At 73.6% G+C, this 14,424-nt stretch carries 17 protein-coding genes and 1 pseudogene; 5 read left to right on the forward strand and 13 right to left on the reverse strand.

Annotated elements, in window-relative coordinates:
* From ADK67_RS43720 to ADK67_RS43740, 5 genes and pseudogenes are all read right to left on the reverse strand, one after another.
* Positions 1 to 2,838 (reverse strand): annotated as a pseudogene (locus tag ADK67_RS43720) (hypothetical protein); the annotation flags it as partial.
* A complete protein-coding gene (locus ADK67_RS43725) occupies positions 2,811 to 3,056 on the reverse strand; it encodes a hypothetical protein (protein ID WP_053722511.1) in 246 nt (81 codons plus the stop codon). The pseudogene ADK67_RS43720 and the gene ADK67_RS43725, both read right to left, overlap by 28 nt.
* A complete protein-coding gene (locus tag ADK67_RS43730) occupies positions 3,056 to 3,358 on the reverse strand; it encodes a type VII secretion target (protein ID WP_053722512.1) in 303 nt (100 codons plus the stop codon). The genes ADK67_RS43725 and ADK67_RS43730 overlap by 1 nt, the downstream gene beginning before the upstream one ends.
* Before the next feature lie 22 nt (positions 3,359 to 3,380).
* Positions 3,381 to 3,953 carry a YbaB/EbfC family nucleoid-associated protein gene (locus ADK67_RS43735; protein WP_053722513.1) on the reverse strand — a complete coding sequence of 191 codons (573 nt, stop codon included), beginning with the start codon at positions 3,951 to 3,953 and terminating at the stop codon, positions 3,381 to 3,383.
* 148 nt (positions 3,954 to 4,101) lie between these two features.
* Positions 4,102 to 4,476 (reverse strand): FKBP-type peptidyl-prolyl cis-trans isomerase, encoded by a 375-nt coding sequence (locus tag ADK67_RS43740; protein ID WP_053722514.1) that lies wholly within the window; start codon positions 4,474 to 4,476, stop codon positions 4,102 to 4,104.
* 160 nt (positions 4,477 to 4,636) lie between these two features.
* On the opposite strand from ADK67_RS43740, the gene ADK67_RS43745 reads away from it, so the two are divergent.
* Complete coding sequence (locus ADK67_RS43745) at positions 4,637 to 6,571, forward strand: beta-propeller domain-containing protein (RefSeq protein WP_157621571.1); 1,935 nt, start codon at positions 4,637 to 4,639, stop codon at positions 6,569 to 6,571.
* A gap of 10 nt (positions 6,572 to 6,581) precedes the next feature.
* Here ADK67_RS43745 and ADK67_RS43750 read toward each other — a convergent pair whose 3' ends face one another.
* Positions 6,582 to 7,334 carry an EI24 domain-containing protein gene (locus ADK67_RS43750; RefSeq protein ID WP_082404746.1) on the reverse strand — a complete coding sequence of 251 codons (753 nt, stop codon included), beginning with the start codon at positions 7,332 to 7,334 and terminating at the stop codon, positions 6,582 to 6,584.
* A gap of 114 nt (positions 7,335 to 7,448) precedes the next feature.
* Between ADK67_RS43750 and ADK67_RS43755 the strand changes: the two genes are divergently transcribed.
* On the forward strand, positions 7,449 to 7,679 hold the full coding sequence (locus tag ADK67_RS43755; RefSeq protein ID WP_053722516.1) for a hypothetical protein: 231 nt from the start codon (positions 7,449 to 7,451) through the stop codon (positions 7,677 to 7,679).
* Positions 7,680 to 7,689: 10 nt separating this feature from the next.
* Here ADK67_RS43755 and ADK67_RS43760 read toward each other — a convergent pair whose 3' ends face one another.
* The 5 genes from ADK67_RS43760 to ADK67_RS43780 form a co-directional block, all read right to left on the reverse strand.
* Positions 7,690 to 8,127, reverse strand: coding sequence for an SRPBCC family protein (locus ADK67_RS43760; protein WP_197289905.1), 438 nt, complete (start codon positions 8,125 to 8,127; stop codon positions 7,690 to 7,692).
* Positions 8,128 to 8,179: 52 nt separating this feature from the next.
* Complete coding sequence (locus ADK67_RS43765) at positions 8,180 to 8,362, reverse strand: hypothetical protein (RefSeq protein ID WP_053722518.1); 183 nt, start codon at positions 8,360 to 8,362, stop codon at positions 8,180 to 8,182.
* A 106-nt stretch (positions 8,363 to 8,468) separates the two neighbouring features.
* Positions 8,469 to 8,915 (reverse strand): DUF309 domain-containing protein, encoded by a 447-nt coding sequence (locus ADK67_RS43770; protein ID WP_053722519.1) that lies wholly within the window; start codon positions 8,913 to 8,915, stop codon positions 8,469 to 8,471.
* Between the two features lie 44 nt (positions 8,916 to 8,959).
* Positions 8,960 to 9,370 (reverse strand): VOC family protein, encoded by a 411-nt coding sequence (locus tag ADK67_RS43775; protein ID WP_053722520.1) that lies wholly within the window; start codon positions 9,368 to 9,370, stop codon positions 8,960 to 8,962.
* A gap of 23 nt (positions 9,371 to 9,393) precedes the next feature.
* Positions 9,394 to 9,756 carry a helix-turn-helix transcriptional regulator gene (locus tag ADK67_RS43780; protein WP_053722548.1) on the reverse strand — a complete coding sequence of 121 codons (363 nt, stop codon included), beginning with the start codon at positions 9,754 to 9,756 and terminating at the stop codon, positions 9,394 to 9,396.
* 76 nt (positions 9,757 to 9,832) lie between these two features.
* On the opposite strand from ADK67_RS43780, the gene ADK67_RS43785 reads away from it, so the two are divergent.
* Both ADK67_RS43785 and ADK67_RS43790 read left to right on the forward strand, forming a co-directional pair.
* Positions 9,833 to 10,870 carry a DNA polymerase IV gene (locus ADK67_RS43785; RefSeq protein ID WP_053722521.1) on the forward strand — a complete coding sequence of 346 codons (1,038 nt, stop codon included), beginning with the start codon at positions 9,833 to 9,835 and terminating at the stop codon, positions 10,868 to 10,870.
* Positions 10,867 to 11,424, forward strand: coding sequence for a dihydrofolate reductase family protein (locus tag ADK67_RS43790; RefSeq protein ID WP_053722522.1), 558 nt, complete (start codon positions 10,867 to 10,869; stop codon positions 11,422 to 11,424). The genes ADK67_RS43785 and ADK67_RS43790 overlap by 4 nt, the downstream gene beginning before the upstream one ends.
* A 48-nt stretch (positions 11,425 to 11,472) precedes the next feature.
* Here the strand turns inward: ADK67_RS43790 and ADK67_RS43795 are convergent, their stop codons facing one another.
* Complete coding sequence (locus ADK67_RS43795; RefSeq protein ID WP_053722523.1) at positions 11,473 to 12,171, reverse strand: TetR/AcrR family transcriptional regulator; 699 nt, start codon at positions 12,169 to 12,171, stop codon at positions 11,473 to 11,475.
* A gap of 82 nt (positions 12,172 to 12,253) precedes the next feature.
* On the opposite strand from ADK67_RS43795, the gene ADK67_RS43800 reads away from it, so the two are divergent.
* Positions 12,254 to 13,639, forward strand: coding sequence for an MFS transporter (locus ADK67_RS43800; protein WP_197289906.1), 1,386 nt, complete (start codon positions 12,254 to 12,256; stop codon positions 13,637 to 13,639).
* On the opposite strand, the gene ADK67_RS43805 is transcribed toward ADK67_RS43800, so the two are convergent.
* Entirely contained in the window at positions 13,600 to 14,397 is a 798-nt protein-coding gene (locus ADK67_RS43805) for an SDR family NAD(P)-dependent oxidoreductase (protein ID WP_053722525.1), read from the reverse strand. The genes ADK67_RS43800 and ADK67_RS43805 overlap by 40 nt on opposite strands.
* Positions 14,398 to 14,424: the final 27 nt, after the last annotated feature.

The raw sequence follows: 14,424 nt of genomic DNA on the forward strand, positions 1-14,424 counted from the left end.
GCGGGGGTCCGGGGGGACGCGGTGGGGCAGGTCGCCCATGTCGCTGTCGCCCCGGTGGTGCGAGATGCCGGCGGGGGTGGCCTCGCCGTGCCGGGCGTGCGCCTCGTCGATGTCCGGTCGGTCAGCGTCGGGGCTGGTGGGGTTGTCCGGGTTGGGTGAGTCGGCGTTCGGGTCGGTATCGGCCCGGTCGCTGTCCGGGGTGCTGTTGTCCGGCTGGTCGTTGTCGGGCCGCTCGCTGTCGGGCCGCTCGCTGTCGGGCCGCTCGCTGTCCGGCCGGTCGTTGGTCGGCCGGTCCGCGTCGGGCCGGTTGGTGTTCGGGTCGGTGTCGCGGTGGGGCGGGGACCACGCTTCCGGGTCGCGGCGCTGGGCGGGGATGCCGTCCTGGTCGCGACGCGGCGGGAGCTGCGTGTCCGGGTCCCGGCGGGGCGTGGGCGCCTGCGCGTCGGGGTGCCGCTGGGGTGGTGGGCCGTCGAACGGCCGGTTCGGGGTGTGCGGCACCGGGCCGTCGCCGCCGCGGGGACGGGTGAAGTCCGGGCTGCCGTCGCGCTGGTGCGGTGCGCCCGCCGGACCCCGGTTCGGCGGACCGTTGTTCGGGGTGTGCTGGGACGGGCTGGTGTGCGACGGCCCGTTCGGCGAGTGCGGTCCGTTCGGCGAGTTCGGCCCGCTGGGTGAGTTCGGCCCGTTCGGCGTGTGCGGGGCGTTCGGGGAGTAGGGGTGTGCCGGGCCGTTGTGCGGTCCGTTGGGGCGCGGCGCGTTGGAGTGCGGCGGGCCGGCCTGCGAGGGGTTCGTGTGGCTCGGGCCCGCGTGGGGCGAACCGCCGTGTGGCGGCCCGCCGTAGGGGGAACCGCCTTGTGGTGGACCGGCGTGTGGTGGCGTCGGGCCGCCTTGCGGACGGGCGTGGCTCGGGCCGGTGTTGCCGGGGCCCGTGTGGGAGGGGCCGGTTCCGGAAGGGCCGGTGTGGGGCGGGTTCGGGCTCGTGTGCGGGGTGCCCGGGCCGGTGGTGGGGCCGTGGTGAGGCGTGTTGGGGCTCGCGTGCGACGGGCCGGTGTGCGACGGGCTCGTGCCTGACGGGCTGGTGCCCGACGGTCCGTGCGAGGACGGGCTCGTGTTAGACGGGCTCGTGCTTGACGGTCCGTGCGAGGACGGGCCGACGTGTTCCGGGCCGCGTGCGGGCGGGATGCCGGAGCCCAGGTCACCTCGGCCACCGGGGGTGCCGGTCCAGCCTCCGCCGCCCGGTCGCGCGCCGCCGCCACCGGGGCTGCCGCCGCCTGGCGCGCCGCCACCGGGTGCTCCGCCACCCGGTGCGCCCGCCGGTGGGGCGCTGCCGGGGCCGGGTTGGGTGCCCTGCGGGCCGGGGTTGGTGCTGCCCGGGTTGTTGGGAGCGCCGGTGGTGGAGTGGTCGGGGCGTGAAGGTGCCTCGGGGGTCGCGGCGTTGGCCGCGGAAGTCTGGTCGAAGCGCGGTGGGGGAGCGGAGTTCGGCGCACCGCCGCCACTGGGCGATCCGCCACCATTGGGACTGCCGCCACCGCTGGGGCCACCGTTGCTCGGGCTGCCGCCACCACCAGGGCCGCCGCCGTTCGGGCTGCCGCCACCGCCGGGGTTGCCGCCACCACTGGGGCTGCCGCCACCGCCGGGGCCGCCGTTCGGGCTCGGGCTGCCGCCACCGGTGTAGCCGCCCGGCGCGGGCTGGCCGCCGGGGCCGCCGCGGTGCTCGCCGATCGGGGAGTTGCCGGCCGGGGAGTTGCCGCCAGGTCCGCCGCGGTGTTCGCCGACGGGCGAGTTGCCGCCAGGTCCGCCGCGGTGTTCGCCGACGGGCGAGTTGCCGCCGGGGCCGCCGCGGTGTTCGCCGATGGGCGTGCGGCCGGGCGGAGGGTTGCCGGGACCCGGCACGTTGCCGCGCGGCAGGTCGTTGTCCGGGGCGTTGGGATTGTTGCCCGGGCGCGAGGTCGGCGTGGGCACGTCGGTCGGGTCGCCCCGGCCGGGCCGCGACGACGACGTCGTGGGGTCCGTGGTGGTGCTCGTGCTGGACGTGGAAGTGCTGTCGCTCGGCCGGTTCGACGGGTTGCCGGTGTCCGAAGTGGACGTGTCGCCGGAGTCGGTGTTGCCGGTGCCGCCGTCACGGCCGGTGCCCGAGGGACTGGTGTCGGGGCTGCCGGACGGGGTGTCGATGTCGGTGTTGCCGGTCTGGAGGAAGCCGCCCTTCTTGATGTTCTTCGGGTCGAGCACGTCCAGGCCGGTGACCTTGCCGGCGAGCTTGCCGACCACCTTCATGATCTTCTCGAAGACCTCGACCAGACGCTTGAGCATCGGCGAGACCTTCTTGATGGTGTTCAGCAGGTCCTGGATGATCTTGGCGATCTTCGCGGCCCACTTGGAGATCGCGGTGACCGCCTGCGCGACGATCACCGGCGTGCCGAAGCCCAGCGAGAACACGGCTTCCAGCACCCACGCGATGAGCTTGCCGACCAGGTCGGCGATCAGGTCGCGCACCATCTCGCGCACGAACCCGACGACCATCCCCATCAGCCCCACGACGGTGCCCACCGTGCCCGCGGCCGACGCCGCGCCGGTCAACGCGTCGCCGTGGACCTTGGAGTTGGTCTGGTACGTCTCCGCCGCGGACCCGGTCCAGCCCTCGGTGCCGCGCTGCACCCCCGAGGTGTACTCCTCGGCGATCTTGCCCAACTCCTCGGCGACGTTGTTCCACGTCGTCGAGTACGACTCGATCACGGGTGGGTTGCCCGCGAGCCAGTCGAGCATGTCCTTCAGCGGCTGCACGTGCTCCATCAGGAACGACGCCGCCGACGACATCAACGTCCCGAACGGGTCGATCGCCATCGCCGCCGCGTCCGCCCCATCGCCGCCGCGTCCGCCGCCAACCCGACCATGCCCAGGCCGGCTTCGACCCAGTTGCCGTCCTTGATCCCGTTGAACGTGTCCATCGCCGACTCCGCGATGGACACGCCGGTCGCCCAGCCGTTGTCACCGGTGCCGGCGTTGAAGAACGAGCTCGACTCCGCGGGCGGCGCTTCGACCAGGGGGTTCTCGCCCGCCATCAGTCACCGGCCTTGAAGCTGTCCCGGATCGCCTCTTCCATCTCGCGGTACTGGTTGACGGTGTCCTTCACCGCTTTGCCCGCTGCGTCCATCGCCTCCACGGCGCCCTGCAGCGCGTCCAGCCCCCACTGCTCGACCGGGTCGAGCATCATCCGGAACGGCTGGCAGATGATGCCGTAGGCGTCGGTCGGCATGCTCACGGTCTTCGCCGCGTCCACCGCGCCCTGCAGCCGCGAGCCCAGGTCGTCCAGCTGTTTGCTGTGCGCCTCGAGCGTTTCCGCGACGATCTCGAAACCGGCCATGCGATCCCCCTGGAAAGCTGGTTTAGGAAAGGAAGGACTGTCCGCCGAAGTCGTCGTCCTCGTCCGGCCCGCGCGTCGGCCTGCGCGACGGCGGCGTGGCGGACGGCGGCGGGGCGGACGGCGTGGCCGGCGGCGCGGGACGTGGGGCCGGGCGCGCGGGCGCGTCGTCCTCCTCGATGCCGAAGCGCAGCTCACGGCCGACCGGCGGCGGCGCGGGCTCCTCGTGCGGCGGGGTGGGGAAGTTGCGCTTGGCCTCGTTGAACAGCACGTTGGCCGTCTCGTCCTGCGTGCCGATGGTCTCGGCCATGGCCTGCTGGAGCAGTTCCGGGATGCGCGCCTGCGCGCGCTGCAACGTCCTCATCACCTCGGCCGACACCTCGGCCATCCGCTTGTCCCGCGCGGACTCGGCGATCTCCAGGTTGGTCAGGATGCCGTTCGAGCCGATGGTGAGCTTCACCGAGCCGTCGCGCGACGCCTCGGAGATGGTCATGCCCTGCACGCGGGCGGCCATCTCCTGGTAGCGCTCGGCCTTCTGCTCGATGCTCTGCTGCCACTGGCCGAGCATGCGCTCGGACGCGCCGATGTCCTCGGGCACGACGGCTTTCCCCCTCGAAGATGACGCGCGGTTGGTCCACCCAGGATGACGCAATGGTGAACGGCCCGGTTCCGCCCTCGGGTCAAATGCTCCGAACGGAGCAGAGGTCGCAACCGGGCCGCCGGGGCACTAGTGGCCGGTCACGGCACTAGTTCACGCCGAGCAGGTCCACCACGAAGATCAGCGTCTCACCGGGCTTGATCACGCCGCCCGCGCCGCGGTCGCCGTAGCCCAGGTGCGCCGGGATGACCAGCTTGCGCCGGCCGCCGACCTTCATGCCCGCGACGCCGCGGTCCCAGCCGGCGATGACGCGACCCCCGCCCAGCGGGAAGCTGAACGCCTCGCCGCGGTCCCAGGAAGCGTCGAACTGCTCGCCGGTCGAGTGCGACACACCGACGTAGTGCACGTGCACGAGCTGACCGGGCGACGCCTCGGGCCCGTCGCCGACGGTGATGTCCTCGATCACCAGGTCGGCGGGCGCGGCGCCCTCGTACGGCTCGACCTCGGGCTTGCTCGGGGCCATTTGACTCTCCTGTGGTCGCTCCACCCCCGGACGCGGGGGTGTTGGGCAATCGGTCCTGCCCTACTCAATCATGTCGCCCCTGATGCGACCGATCGGCCTACGCCGAGGTTCTTGACCGGGGCCGCGCAACCCTTTGCCCCGTCCGTCCCGTCCTGGGGGCATGAGGCGATGGTCCTGGGGTACGCGTGCGGCGCTGTTCGGCGGCGCGGCACTGGTGGTGGGGGTGAGCGCGGCGTCCGCCGTGCCCACCGAGGAGGACTGGCGGATCGTGCCGCCGATCGAGGCCGTGCCGGTGGAGCTGGTGGCGTTCGACACGTGCGACACCGCGCTGGCCGAGCTCCGGGAGGCGATCGCGCCGCACGTCACCGTGTACGGGCTGGGCGGGGGCATGTTCCTGGACGCGGCCGACGCCGACCTGGCGAAGGAGAGCCGGATCAGCAGCTCGCCGACCGACACGGCCGCCGTGCCCGAGCACTCGAAGACGAACGCGCACGAGGTGGGCGTCGACGAGCCGGACCTGGTCAAGACCGACGGCAAGCGGGTCGTGACGGTGGTCGACGGCAAGCTGCGCGTGGTGGACGTGGCCACCCGTCAGCTCACCGGCACGCTCGACGTGCCCGGCCACTCCACCCAGTTGCTGCTGCACGAGGACCGCGCGCTGCTCATCGGCGGCGGGCAGGGCATGGCGAAGCCGGCGATCGGGGTCGACGGCCCGGTCGACGTGCACGTCGAGGACTCGTCGGTGACGTTGGTCGACCTGTCGGGCGCGCCGCGCGTCCTGGGCACGCTCAACGTGGACGGCCGGTACGTCGACGCGCGGCAGGTCGGCGGCGTGGTGCGGGTGGTCGTGCACTCGGGGCCCCGGCTGCCGTGGGTGTACCCGACGGAAGGCCGCAGCGAGGCGGAGTCCCTGATCGCGAACCGGGAACTCGTCGCCACCGCGCCGATCGAGTCGTGGCTGCCCCGCTACGCGCTGTCCGATGTCGACGGCTCGCGCTCGGAGGGCACGCTGGTGGCGTGCGACCGGGTCAGCCACCCGGAGGAGCACTCGGCCACGTCGATGCTGTCCGTGCTGACGTTCGACTTCCCGGGCGAGCTCGGCAGCGGCGACGCGGTGACGATCATGGCCGACGGCGACACCGTGTACGGCACCGGCACGTCGCTGTACGTGGCCGACGACCACCACCTGCGGCCGATGACGCGGTCCGAGCCGCCCGCGCCCGCGTCGACGGCGATCCACCAGTTCGACGTGTCGCGGCCAGGCCCGCCGAAGCACGTGGCGTCCGGTCGGGTCGCGGGCACGCTGCTCAACCAGTACTCGCTGTCCGAGCACCAAGGGCACCTGCGGGTGGCGACGACGTCCGGTGACCGGTGGGGCGTCCCGGAGCGGGTGCCCGAGCAGGCGCCCGTGACGCAGAGCGCGGTCACCGTGCTGAAGCGGGACGGCGCGACGCTCGCGGAGGTCGGCAAGGTCGACGGGCTCGGTGTCGGCGAGCGGATCTACAGCGTCCGGTTCGCCGGGCCGGTCGGGTACGTGGTGACGTTCCGGCAGGTCGACCCGCTCTACACGCTGGACCTGTCCGACCCGGCCCGGCCGCGCAAGGTGGGTGAGCTGAAGATCACCGGCTACTCGGCGTACCTGCACCCCGCGGGCGACGGGAAGCTGATCGGCGTCGGCCAGGAGGCCACGGAGCAGGGCCGGGTGACCGGCACGCAGGTGTCGCTGTTCGACGTGTCGAACCCGGCCGCGCCGACCAAGGTCGCGGGCCACCACCTGCCCGGCGCGAGTTCGGAGGTCGAGTACGACCCGCACGCGTTCCTGTACTGGCCGGCCCGCGACCTGGTGGTGCTGCCGGTGATCGAGTCGGGCGCGGGCGAGCGGACGTCGGGGCCGACGGGCGGCTTGCTGGTGCTGCGGCTCGGTGACGGCGCGTTCTCCGCGCTGGGCACGGTCCGGCACGAGGGGTCGGCCTACGACCCGGGCATCCGCCGGGCGATGGTGATCGGCGACGACCTGTGGACGGTGTCCGCGGTCGGCGTGCAGGTCAGCCGGATCGACGGGTTGGCGCGGCAGGCGTGGGTGCCGTTCGCCTGACCCGCCGGGCTCACTTGAGCTGGTCGTGGAGCAGGCGGTGCGCGAGGACCGTGCCGCCTGCCATCGCCGCCGGCAGCACCACGAGCGCCGCCAACGGGATCAGGCACAGCAGGTAGACCGGCACGGCGAAGCCGAGCGTGACCGCGCGCCGCTTGCGCAGCGTCCGCCTGCGCACGCCGAGCTTGAGGCCGCGCCGGGTGAACGGGATGCCGGTCAGCTCGATCGCCAGCAGCGTCGCGTTGACGAGCACCGCGACCACGGGCACCACGGTCTGGCCGACGACCGGGATGAAACCGGCGGCGAACAGCGGGATGGCGCAGAGGATCGCGATGCCGACGAGCAGGATCGCGTCCCGCACGCCGACCGCCGCGGACTTGAGCCAGGGCACCCGCTCGGCCTCGGGCACGCCGCCGAGGTGGGTGTCCTCGATGGTCTCGGCGATGTGCTCGTAGAACGGTCCGCCGATGATCAGCGTGATCGCGGTGAACAGCAGCAGGCCGATCGCGACGAACGCGCCGATGACGGAGAACCCGGCGGCGAACCGGGTGGCGGCGCGCAGCCCTTCGTTCCAGTCGTCGGCGAACGGCGTGACCCAGGCGGCGATCTCGTCGATCCACACGGCGAGACCGACCAGGCCGCCGACCAGCAGCACGGTCGTGATCAACGCCGGGACGGCCCCGATGAGCAGCAGTTTCGGCGACCTGAACACCAGCGAGAAGCCCTGGCCGAGCAGTCCGACACCGGTCGAGAAGTCCCGCAGCACCCTGATCACCGGCGGAGCATATCCGCGGTGCCGCGGACATCGTCGCGAAACCGTGGTCGCGCAGTTCTGGGAGCGGTGCCAGACTGCTGGTCTCTGGGGAGAGGACGTTTCGTCATGGCACTGGACCACACCGAGCCCGTCCTGCTCGTGCGCAAGCGCGGCGACCTCGTCGGCGAGTGGGAGCGGAGCTGCCACCTGGCGCCGTTGCCCGACGACGGCACGCGGTCGACGCTGCTGACGTTGTGCGGGGAGAAGCTCGACCTCGACACGGCGGAGTTGCTGCCCGAACCCGAGGGCATGCCGTGCGTGGCGTGCCTGCTCTCGGTGCCGCCACCCCGGGAGTGAGCCGTCCTCGTCAGCCGACGTGGCGGGCGAGGTCGCGGAGGTCCTTGCGGAGGTTGGCGCGCACGAACAGCGCCATGAGCGGCCCGACCAGCCGGTAGTGCCTGCCCGCGTCGCCGCGGACGCGGATGGACGCCGTCGTCCCGCCGGCGGGTGCGGCGTCGAAGCGGTAGGTGACGTGCATCGGGAACGGCCCGGCGACCGACTTCATCACCAGCAGCGTCGGCGGCTCGTGCGCCAGGACCCGCAGCACGTAGTCGATGCGCTTGCCGAGGAAGTGCGCGGTGCGCGTGACCTCCGCGCCGACGCCGAACCCGCCGCCGGGCGCGGGCGCGCTCAGCTCCGCCCGCTTGATGCCCTGCGTCCACTCGTGGTCGTGCCGCCAGTCCATCGCGTACCGAGCCACGACCTCGGGTGGCTGGTCGATCACTCGGCGCGCGGACACGTCCACGCGCCGATTGTCCATCCGGGACGGCCCCCGCACCCGGCGGGGGCCGTGATCTTCAGCGTCGGCGGCGGAAGCTCAGCGCCCGCGCGCCCGCGCCGACGCCGGCCAGGTGCAACGCCACGCACAGCAGGCCGGCCACGAGGAGCGTCCCGCCGTCCAGCACGCTGCCGAGCGAGGCGTTCGCCAGGTCGAGCAGGAGGGCGAGGCCGAAGATGACCGCGGCGATGATCGCTAACACGGGAAACCTCCAGGGTGAGGTGGGTCGACCACCAGTTACCCCGTGGCGGAGCCGGCCAAGCGGGCGTTCGGCCCAACTTCGAGGCCCTGGGTACGTCGACGGCTTCTCACGAACCCCCGGTCAGCCGCGGCACGCCGGCGCCCGACGCGGCCCAGGCCACGAGACCCGCCACGTCCACCCCGTGCGGCGGATCGTCACGATAGGGAGTGATGTTGCGCGCGCCGCGGCCGAGCAGCGCCGAGGCGCCCGACGCGTTGCCGCGCGCGGCGTGGGTCATGCCCACGGCCAGTTGCGCCAGCCCCCGCCACAGCTCCCGTTCGGACTCGGGCGCGGCCTTCCACGCGTCCTCCAGCACTTCGTGCGCGTGGAACGGCCGGCCGAGGTCGAGCAGGCGCTGTGCTTCGGCGAGCGCCTCGGCGGGCGTGCGCGGCACGCCTTCCGGCTGGCGCTCGACACCCGGCAGGCCGTAGGGCAGCGGGCGGCCGAGCCCGTCGCGGGGGCGCGCGTTGCGGGCGCGGCCCTGGTCGTCGCGGTCGCGTGGGCTGGTCGGCACGTGGTGATCGTGTCACGGACCGGGCCGCCGCGAAACGGCGCGGTTCAGTCCTTGAGCGGCGCGGAGAACCTCAGCTGGTTGCCCGACGGATCGCGGAACGCGCAGTCCCGCACCCCGTACATCTGGTCCATGGGCTCCTGCAAGACCTCCGTGCCCGCCGCGCGGAGCCGCTCGAACGTGGCGTCGCAGTCGTCCACCCGGAAGATGACCGCGCCCAGCGAGCCCTTGGCCATCAGCTCCCGCAGCGCGGTCGCGTCGTCCGCGGGCCGGCCCATGCGCGGGTCCTCCAGGACGATCTCGACGTCGGGTTGGCCGGCGGGACCGACGGACAGCCAGCGGTACGCCTCGACGGGCGCGTCGGTGCGCACGTCCAGGCCGAGCACGTCGCGGTAGAAGCCGAGCGCCTCTTCCTGGTCGCGGACCTGGAGGAACGTGTGTGAGATCTTCATGCTCATGCCGGAGAACCTATCCGCGCCGGTCAGAGTGGTGCTTCTCGAAATCTGCTCGGCCGGGTGACCATTTTGGACCAGCACGCGGGCACCGCGGCGACCTCGTCGTGGCGGCGCGCCCGGTAGGCGCTGGGCGGCTCGCCGACCAGCTCGGTGAACCGCGAGCTGAACGAGCCGAGCGACGTGCAGCCGACTTCGACGCACACCTCGGTGACGCTCAGGTCGCCCCGGCGCAGCAGGGCCTTCGCCCGTTCGACGCGCCGGGTCATGAGGTAGTTGTACGGCGTCTCGCCGTAGGCCAGCTTGAACTGCCGGGCGAAGTGCGACGGCGACATGAGCGCGGCGCGGGCCAGGGCGGGCACGTCCAGCGGGCGGGCGTACTCGCGGTCCATCAGGTCCCGTGCCCGGCGCAGGTGGGCCAGTTCTTCCGGTCGCACGGTGACAGCCTCCCACGGCGATACTGGCGGGGTGTCCGGACCGGACTGGGTCCTGCACGTCGACCTTGACCAGTTCATCGCGGCGGTCGAGGTGGCGCGCCGGCCCGAGTTGCGCGGCAGGCCCGTGGTCGTCGGCGGAGCAGGCGACCCGACGCAGCGCGCCGTGGTGGCCACCGCGTCCTACGAGGCGAGGGAGTTCGGCGTCCACTCGGGGATGCCGTTGCGGCTGGCGAAGAAGAAGTGCCCGGACGCGGTGTTCCTGCCGTCCGACGCGCCCGCCTACGAGGAGGTGTCCGCGCACGTGATGGACGTGCTGCGGGAGCTGCCGGTGGTGGTCGAGGTGCTCGGCTGGGACGAGGCGTTCCTGGGCGCGCGCACCGACGACCCGGAGGCGTTGGCGGACACCGCGCGCCGTGCGGTCAAGGCGGAGACCGGGCTGGAGTGCTCGGTCGGCATCGGCGACAACAAGCTGCGCGCCAAGCTCGCCACCGGTTTCGCCAAGCCCGCCGGGGTGTACCGGCTCACCAGGGACAACTGGGTCGAGGTGATGGCCGCACGGCCGGTGGCCGCGTTGTGGGGCATCGGGTCGCGGACCGCGGCGAAGCTCGCGGAGCTGGGCATCGGCACGGTCGCGGAGCTGGCGCGGGCCGAGCCGGAGGCGCTCGCGGCGCGGTTCGGTCCGGCGATGGGGCCGCACTTCCGGCGGTTGGCGCTGGGCGCGGGCGACACGAACGTCACCGCGACGCCGTGGGTGGCCAGGTCGCGCAGCCGGGAGACGACGTTCCAGCAGGACCTGACCGACCCGGACGAGATCCGGGAGCAGGTCCGGCTGCTCGCGCGGCGGGTGGCGGAGGACGTGCGGGCGGAAGGGCGGCCCGCGGTCCGGGTGGTGGTGAAGGTGCGGTTCGTGCCGTTCTTCACCTACACGCGGGGCGTGCCGCTGGCGGAGCCCACGACGGACGTCGAGCGGATCGAGGACGCGGCCGTGGCGGCGTTGGCAAGATTCGACGACACACGCGCCGTGCGCCTGCTGGGCGTGCGCGCCGAGTTCACTGGAGGACGACCGTGACGAAAGTCGTGTTGAACGGCTCGGTGTCGCTCGACGGGTACAGCGCCGGACCGAACGTGAGCGAAGAGCACCCGATGGGTGAGGGAGGCGAACGGCTGCACCAGTGGCTGTTCGCCGAGGGCTCGGACGGCGACGCGGCGTTCGCGGCGACGGTCGGCGCGGTCGTGCTCGGCAGGCGGACGTTCGACCTGGGGCTGCCGCACTGGGAGGACACGCCGTTCCCGGCGCCGAGCTTCGTGCTGACCCACGAGGAGCGTCCGCCGCTGGCGATGAAGTCGGCGGCGTTCACGTTCGTCACCGACGGGCCGGAGAGCGCGGTCGCCCAGGCGCGTGCCGCGGCGGGGGACAAGGACGTGCTGGTCATGGCGGCGGCGGAGTCGGCGCGGCACGTGCTGCGCGCCGGGCTGGTGGACGAGATCCGGCTCCAGCTGGTGCCCGTGCTGCTCGGCGGGGGCGCGCGGCTGCTGGACGGCCTGCCGCCCGCCGAGTTCGAGCGGATCGAGGCCACCGCGGCGGACGACGTCGTGCACCTGCGGTTCCGCGCGCTCCGCTGACGCCGGGTGTTCCGGCAGGCCGGGTGTGGGGAGGTGAGGCCGGGTGGGTCAGGCGAGGTCGAGTGAGGAGATGAGGTCGGCCAGCTCGGCCCGGTAGACCTTGCCCGGCTCACGGGTCTGCCCGCGCAGGTGGCCGTAGACCTCCAGCGCCACCAGGCCGTGCATCCGGCCCCACACCCGCAAGGACAGCGCGACGGCCGCCGGTGGCAGGTCCGGGTGCTCGGCCCGCACGGTCTCCACGACGTGCGGGTCGAAGTCCGACCACTCGTGCCCGCCGTGCGACTGGCGCCGCGCGGCCTTCGGCCAGGCGTCGGCGACCAGGCTGACCAGGGCCGCGCACGCCCGCCGCTCCGCCTCCACGCCCTCCTCCGGCGGCTGGTAGCCGGGCACCGGGTCGCCGTAGACGAGCCGGAAGCCCTCCGGGTTGGCCAGCGACCACGTGCGGAGGCCTTCCGCCCACGCCACGATCCGGCCCGCCGCGTCACCGGCCGGCCGCGCGTCGCGTGCCGCCTCCAAGCGCTGCACGAGGTCGGCGTAGACGTCGTTGATCAGCGTGGTGATCAGGTCGTCGCGGGTGGCGTAGTAGCCGTAGATGGCGTTGGCCGTCATGCCCATCTCGCGGGCGATGGCGCGCAGCGAGATCGCGTCCGGGCCGCCGGTCGCCATGAGCTTGAGCGCGATCGTCTTGATCTCGGCCGACGTCTCCGCGCGCAGCCTCGCCCGCCGGTTGGGCACTCGGTCTCCCACGGTTGACACGCTACCCCGTTCCGGTACTGTCCGCCGTGTCGAAACTATACGCCGTGCAGTAAAAATACGGGGTGAATCACGCGTGGACACCACTGTGGCCCCGGCACGCCCCCGTGCCGGGCTCGCGATCGCGTTGCTGGCGTTTTCCCAGTTCATCGTGGCCGTGGACTACAACATCGTGTACGTGGCGCTGCCCGACATCGGGCGGGCGCTCGGCTTTTCCAGTCAGTCCCTGCAATGGGTGGTCAGCGCCTACGCCGTCGCGTTCGGCGGTCTCCTGCTGTGCGCGGGCCGGGTGGTCGACCGGCTCGGCGCGCGCCGAGCGTTCGTCGCCGGCCTGGTGGTGTTCGGGCTGGCGTGCCTGGTCGGCGGGCTCGCGACGACGCCGGGCGTGCTGGTCGGGGCGCGTGCCGCGCAGGGCGTCGGCGGCGCGTTGCTGACGCCCGCGACGCTGGCGTTGATCAGCACGACGTTCGCCGAGGGGCCGGCGAGGACCAGGGCGTTGTCGGTGTGGGGCGCGGCCGGCAGCGGCGGGTTGGCCGCGGGCGCGTTGCTCGGCGGCGTGCTGACCGACGCGTTGGGCTGGGAGTGGACGTTGTTCCTGCTGGTCCCGCTGGCGTTGGGCGCCGCCGCGCTGGCGGTGTCGGTGCTGCCGGCCGACCGGGTCGGCGGTGAGCGGCGGCGGTTCGACGTGCCGGGGGTGCTGCTCGCCACCGCCGGGTCGGTGCTGGTGGTGTTCGGGCTGGTCACCGGCCCGGAGTCGGGTTGGGTCCGCGGCGGGCTCGCGGCGGCGGGCGGGGTGGTGGTGCTCGGCGTGTTCGTGGCCGTGCAGCGGCGGGCCCGCGATCCGCTGGTGCCGTTGCGGCTGTTCGGCAACGGGGCGCTGGTCCGCGCGATCGGCGTCGTGCTGGTGTTCCAGAGCTCGCTGGGCGGCGCGTACTACCTGTTCACGACCTACCTGCAGGACGGGCTGGGCTACCGGCCGCTGGCCGCCGGGTTGGCGTTCCTGCCGCTGACCCTGGTGTCGATGACGGCGTCGCTCAAGGGCACCGGCGCGGCGATCGCCCGGTGGGGCGTGCGGACCGCGCTGGTGGTCGGGATGGCCGTCAACGGCGTCGGCCTCGGGCTGCTGGCCGGCGCGATGGCGTGGGACGGCGGGTTCCCGCTGCTGCTGCCGGGGCTGGTGGTGTGGGGCGTCGGCGGCGGGCTCACGTTCCCGGCGATGTTCGTCGCCGCCTCGTCCGGGGTGGCCGACGGGGAGCAGGGCGTGGCCTCCGCGTTGACCACCACGTCGCAGCAGGTCGGCGGGTCGATCGGGCTCGCGGCGCTGATCGCCTTGGCGGGCACGGGGTTCGGCTCGGCGGGCGCGTTGGCCGTCGGCGGGCTCGCGACCGTCGTCGCCGGGGTGGTGCTCGCCGTCGTGCCGCGTCACCGCGCCGAGGCGGTGATGTCCTCCAGCACGGCGTAGAGCCGGGCGGCGGCGGCCCGGTCGAACTCGGGCCTGCCCGGGTCGACCGGCACGCCCGCGCGGGACGCGGTGAACGGCGTGGCGGGCGGGTCGGCCAGGAACCGGTGGACCTGGCCCGCCGCGTCGGCCGTCGACCGGGCGACCAGGCGGGCCACCAGGTCCAGTGCCCGGCCGCGCAGCCCGCCGACCTGCGCGCCGAGCCCGCTGTCCACGAACATGGGGTTGTGCAGCACGTACCGCACCGCGCTGCCGGGGTGCCGGTCGGCGAACCCGGCGCCGAGCAGGTCGGCGGCCCGCGCGCCCTGGCTGACCGCCCGGAACGCCCGGAACCCGCGGCTCAGCGCGAGGTCGTCCCACTGGATGCCCGGCCCGCGCAGCCCGGCCACGCCGCACAGGCTCACGACCACCGGCGCCGCCGACCGCTCCAAGACCGGCAGCAGCCGTTCCACCAGGGCGAACCGGCTCACCGCGTAGAGCGCGAACGAGTGCTCCAAGCCGTCGGCGGTGACCTCGCGGCGCCGGGTGAACCGGCCCGCGCCGAGCACGATGTGGTCGACCACGTCGAACCGCGACGCCACCTCGTCGGCCACCGCGGCGGTGCCGGCGACCGTGCGGAGGTCGCCCCGGATCAGCTCCACCCCGTCCGGCGCGGCGGCCGACCGGCCCACCACCGCGACCCGGTGCCCCTCGCCCGCGAGCCGTTCCGCCAAGGCCCGGCCGATGCCGTTCGTGCCGCCCGTGATCACCGCGTTCGCCATAACCTGGAGCCTGACGCGCGACCGCGA

The organism is Saccharothrix sp. NRRL B-16348 (assembly GCF_001280085.1).
In the GTDB taxonomy this organism is placed as follows: Bacteria; Actinomycetota; Actinomycetes; order Mycobacteriales; family Pseudonocardiaceae; genus Actinosynnema.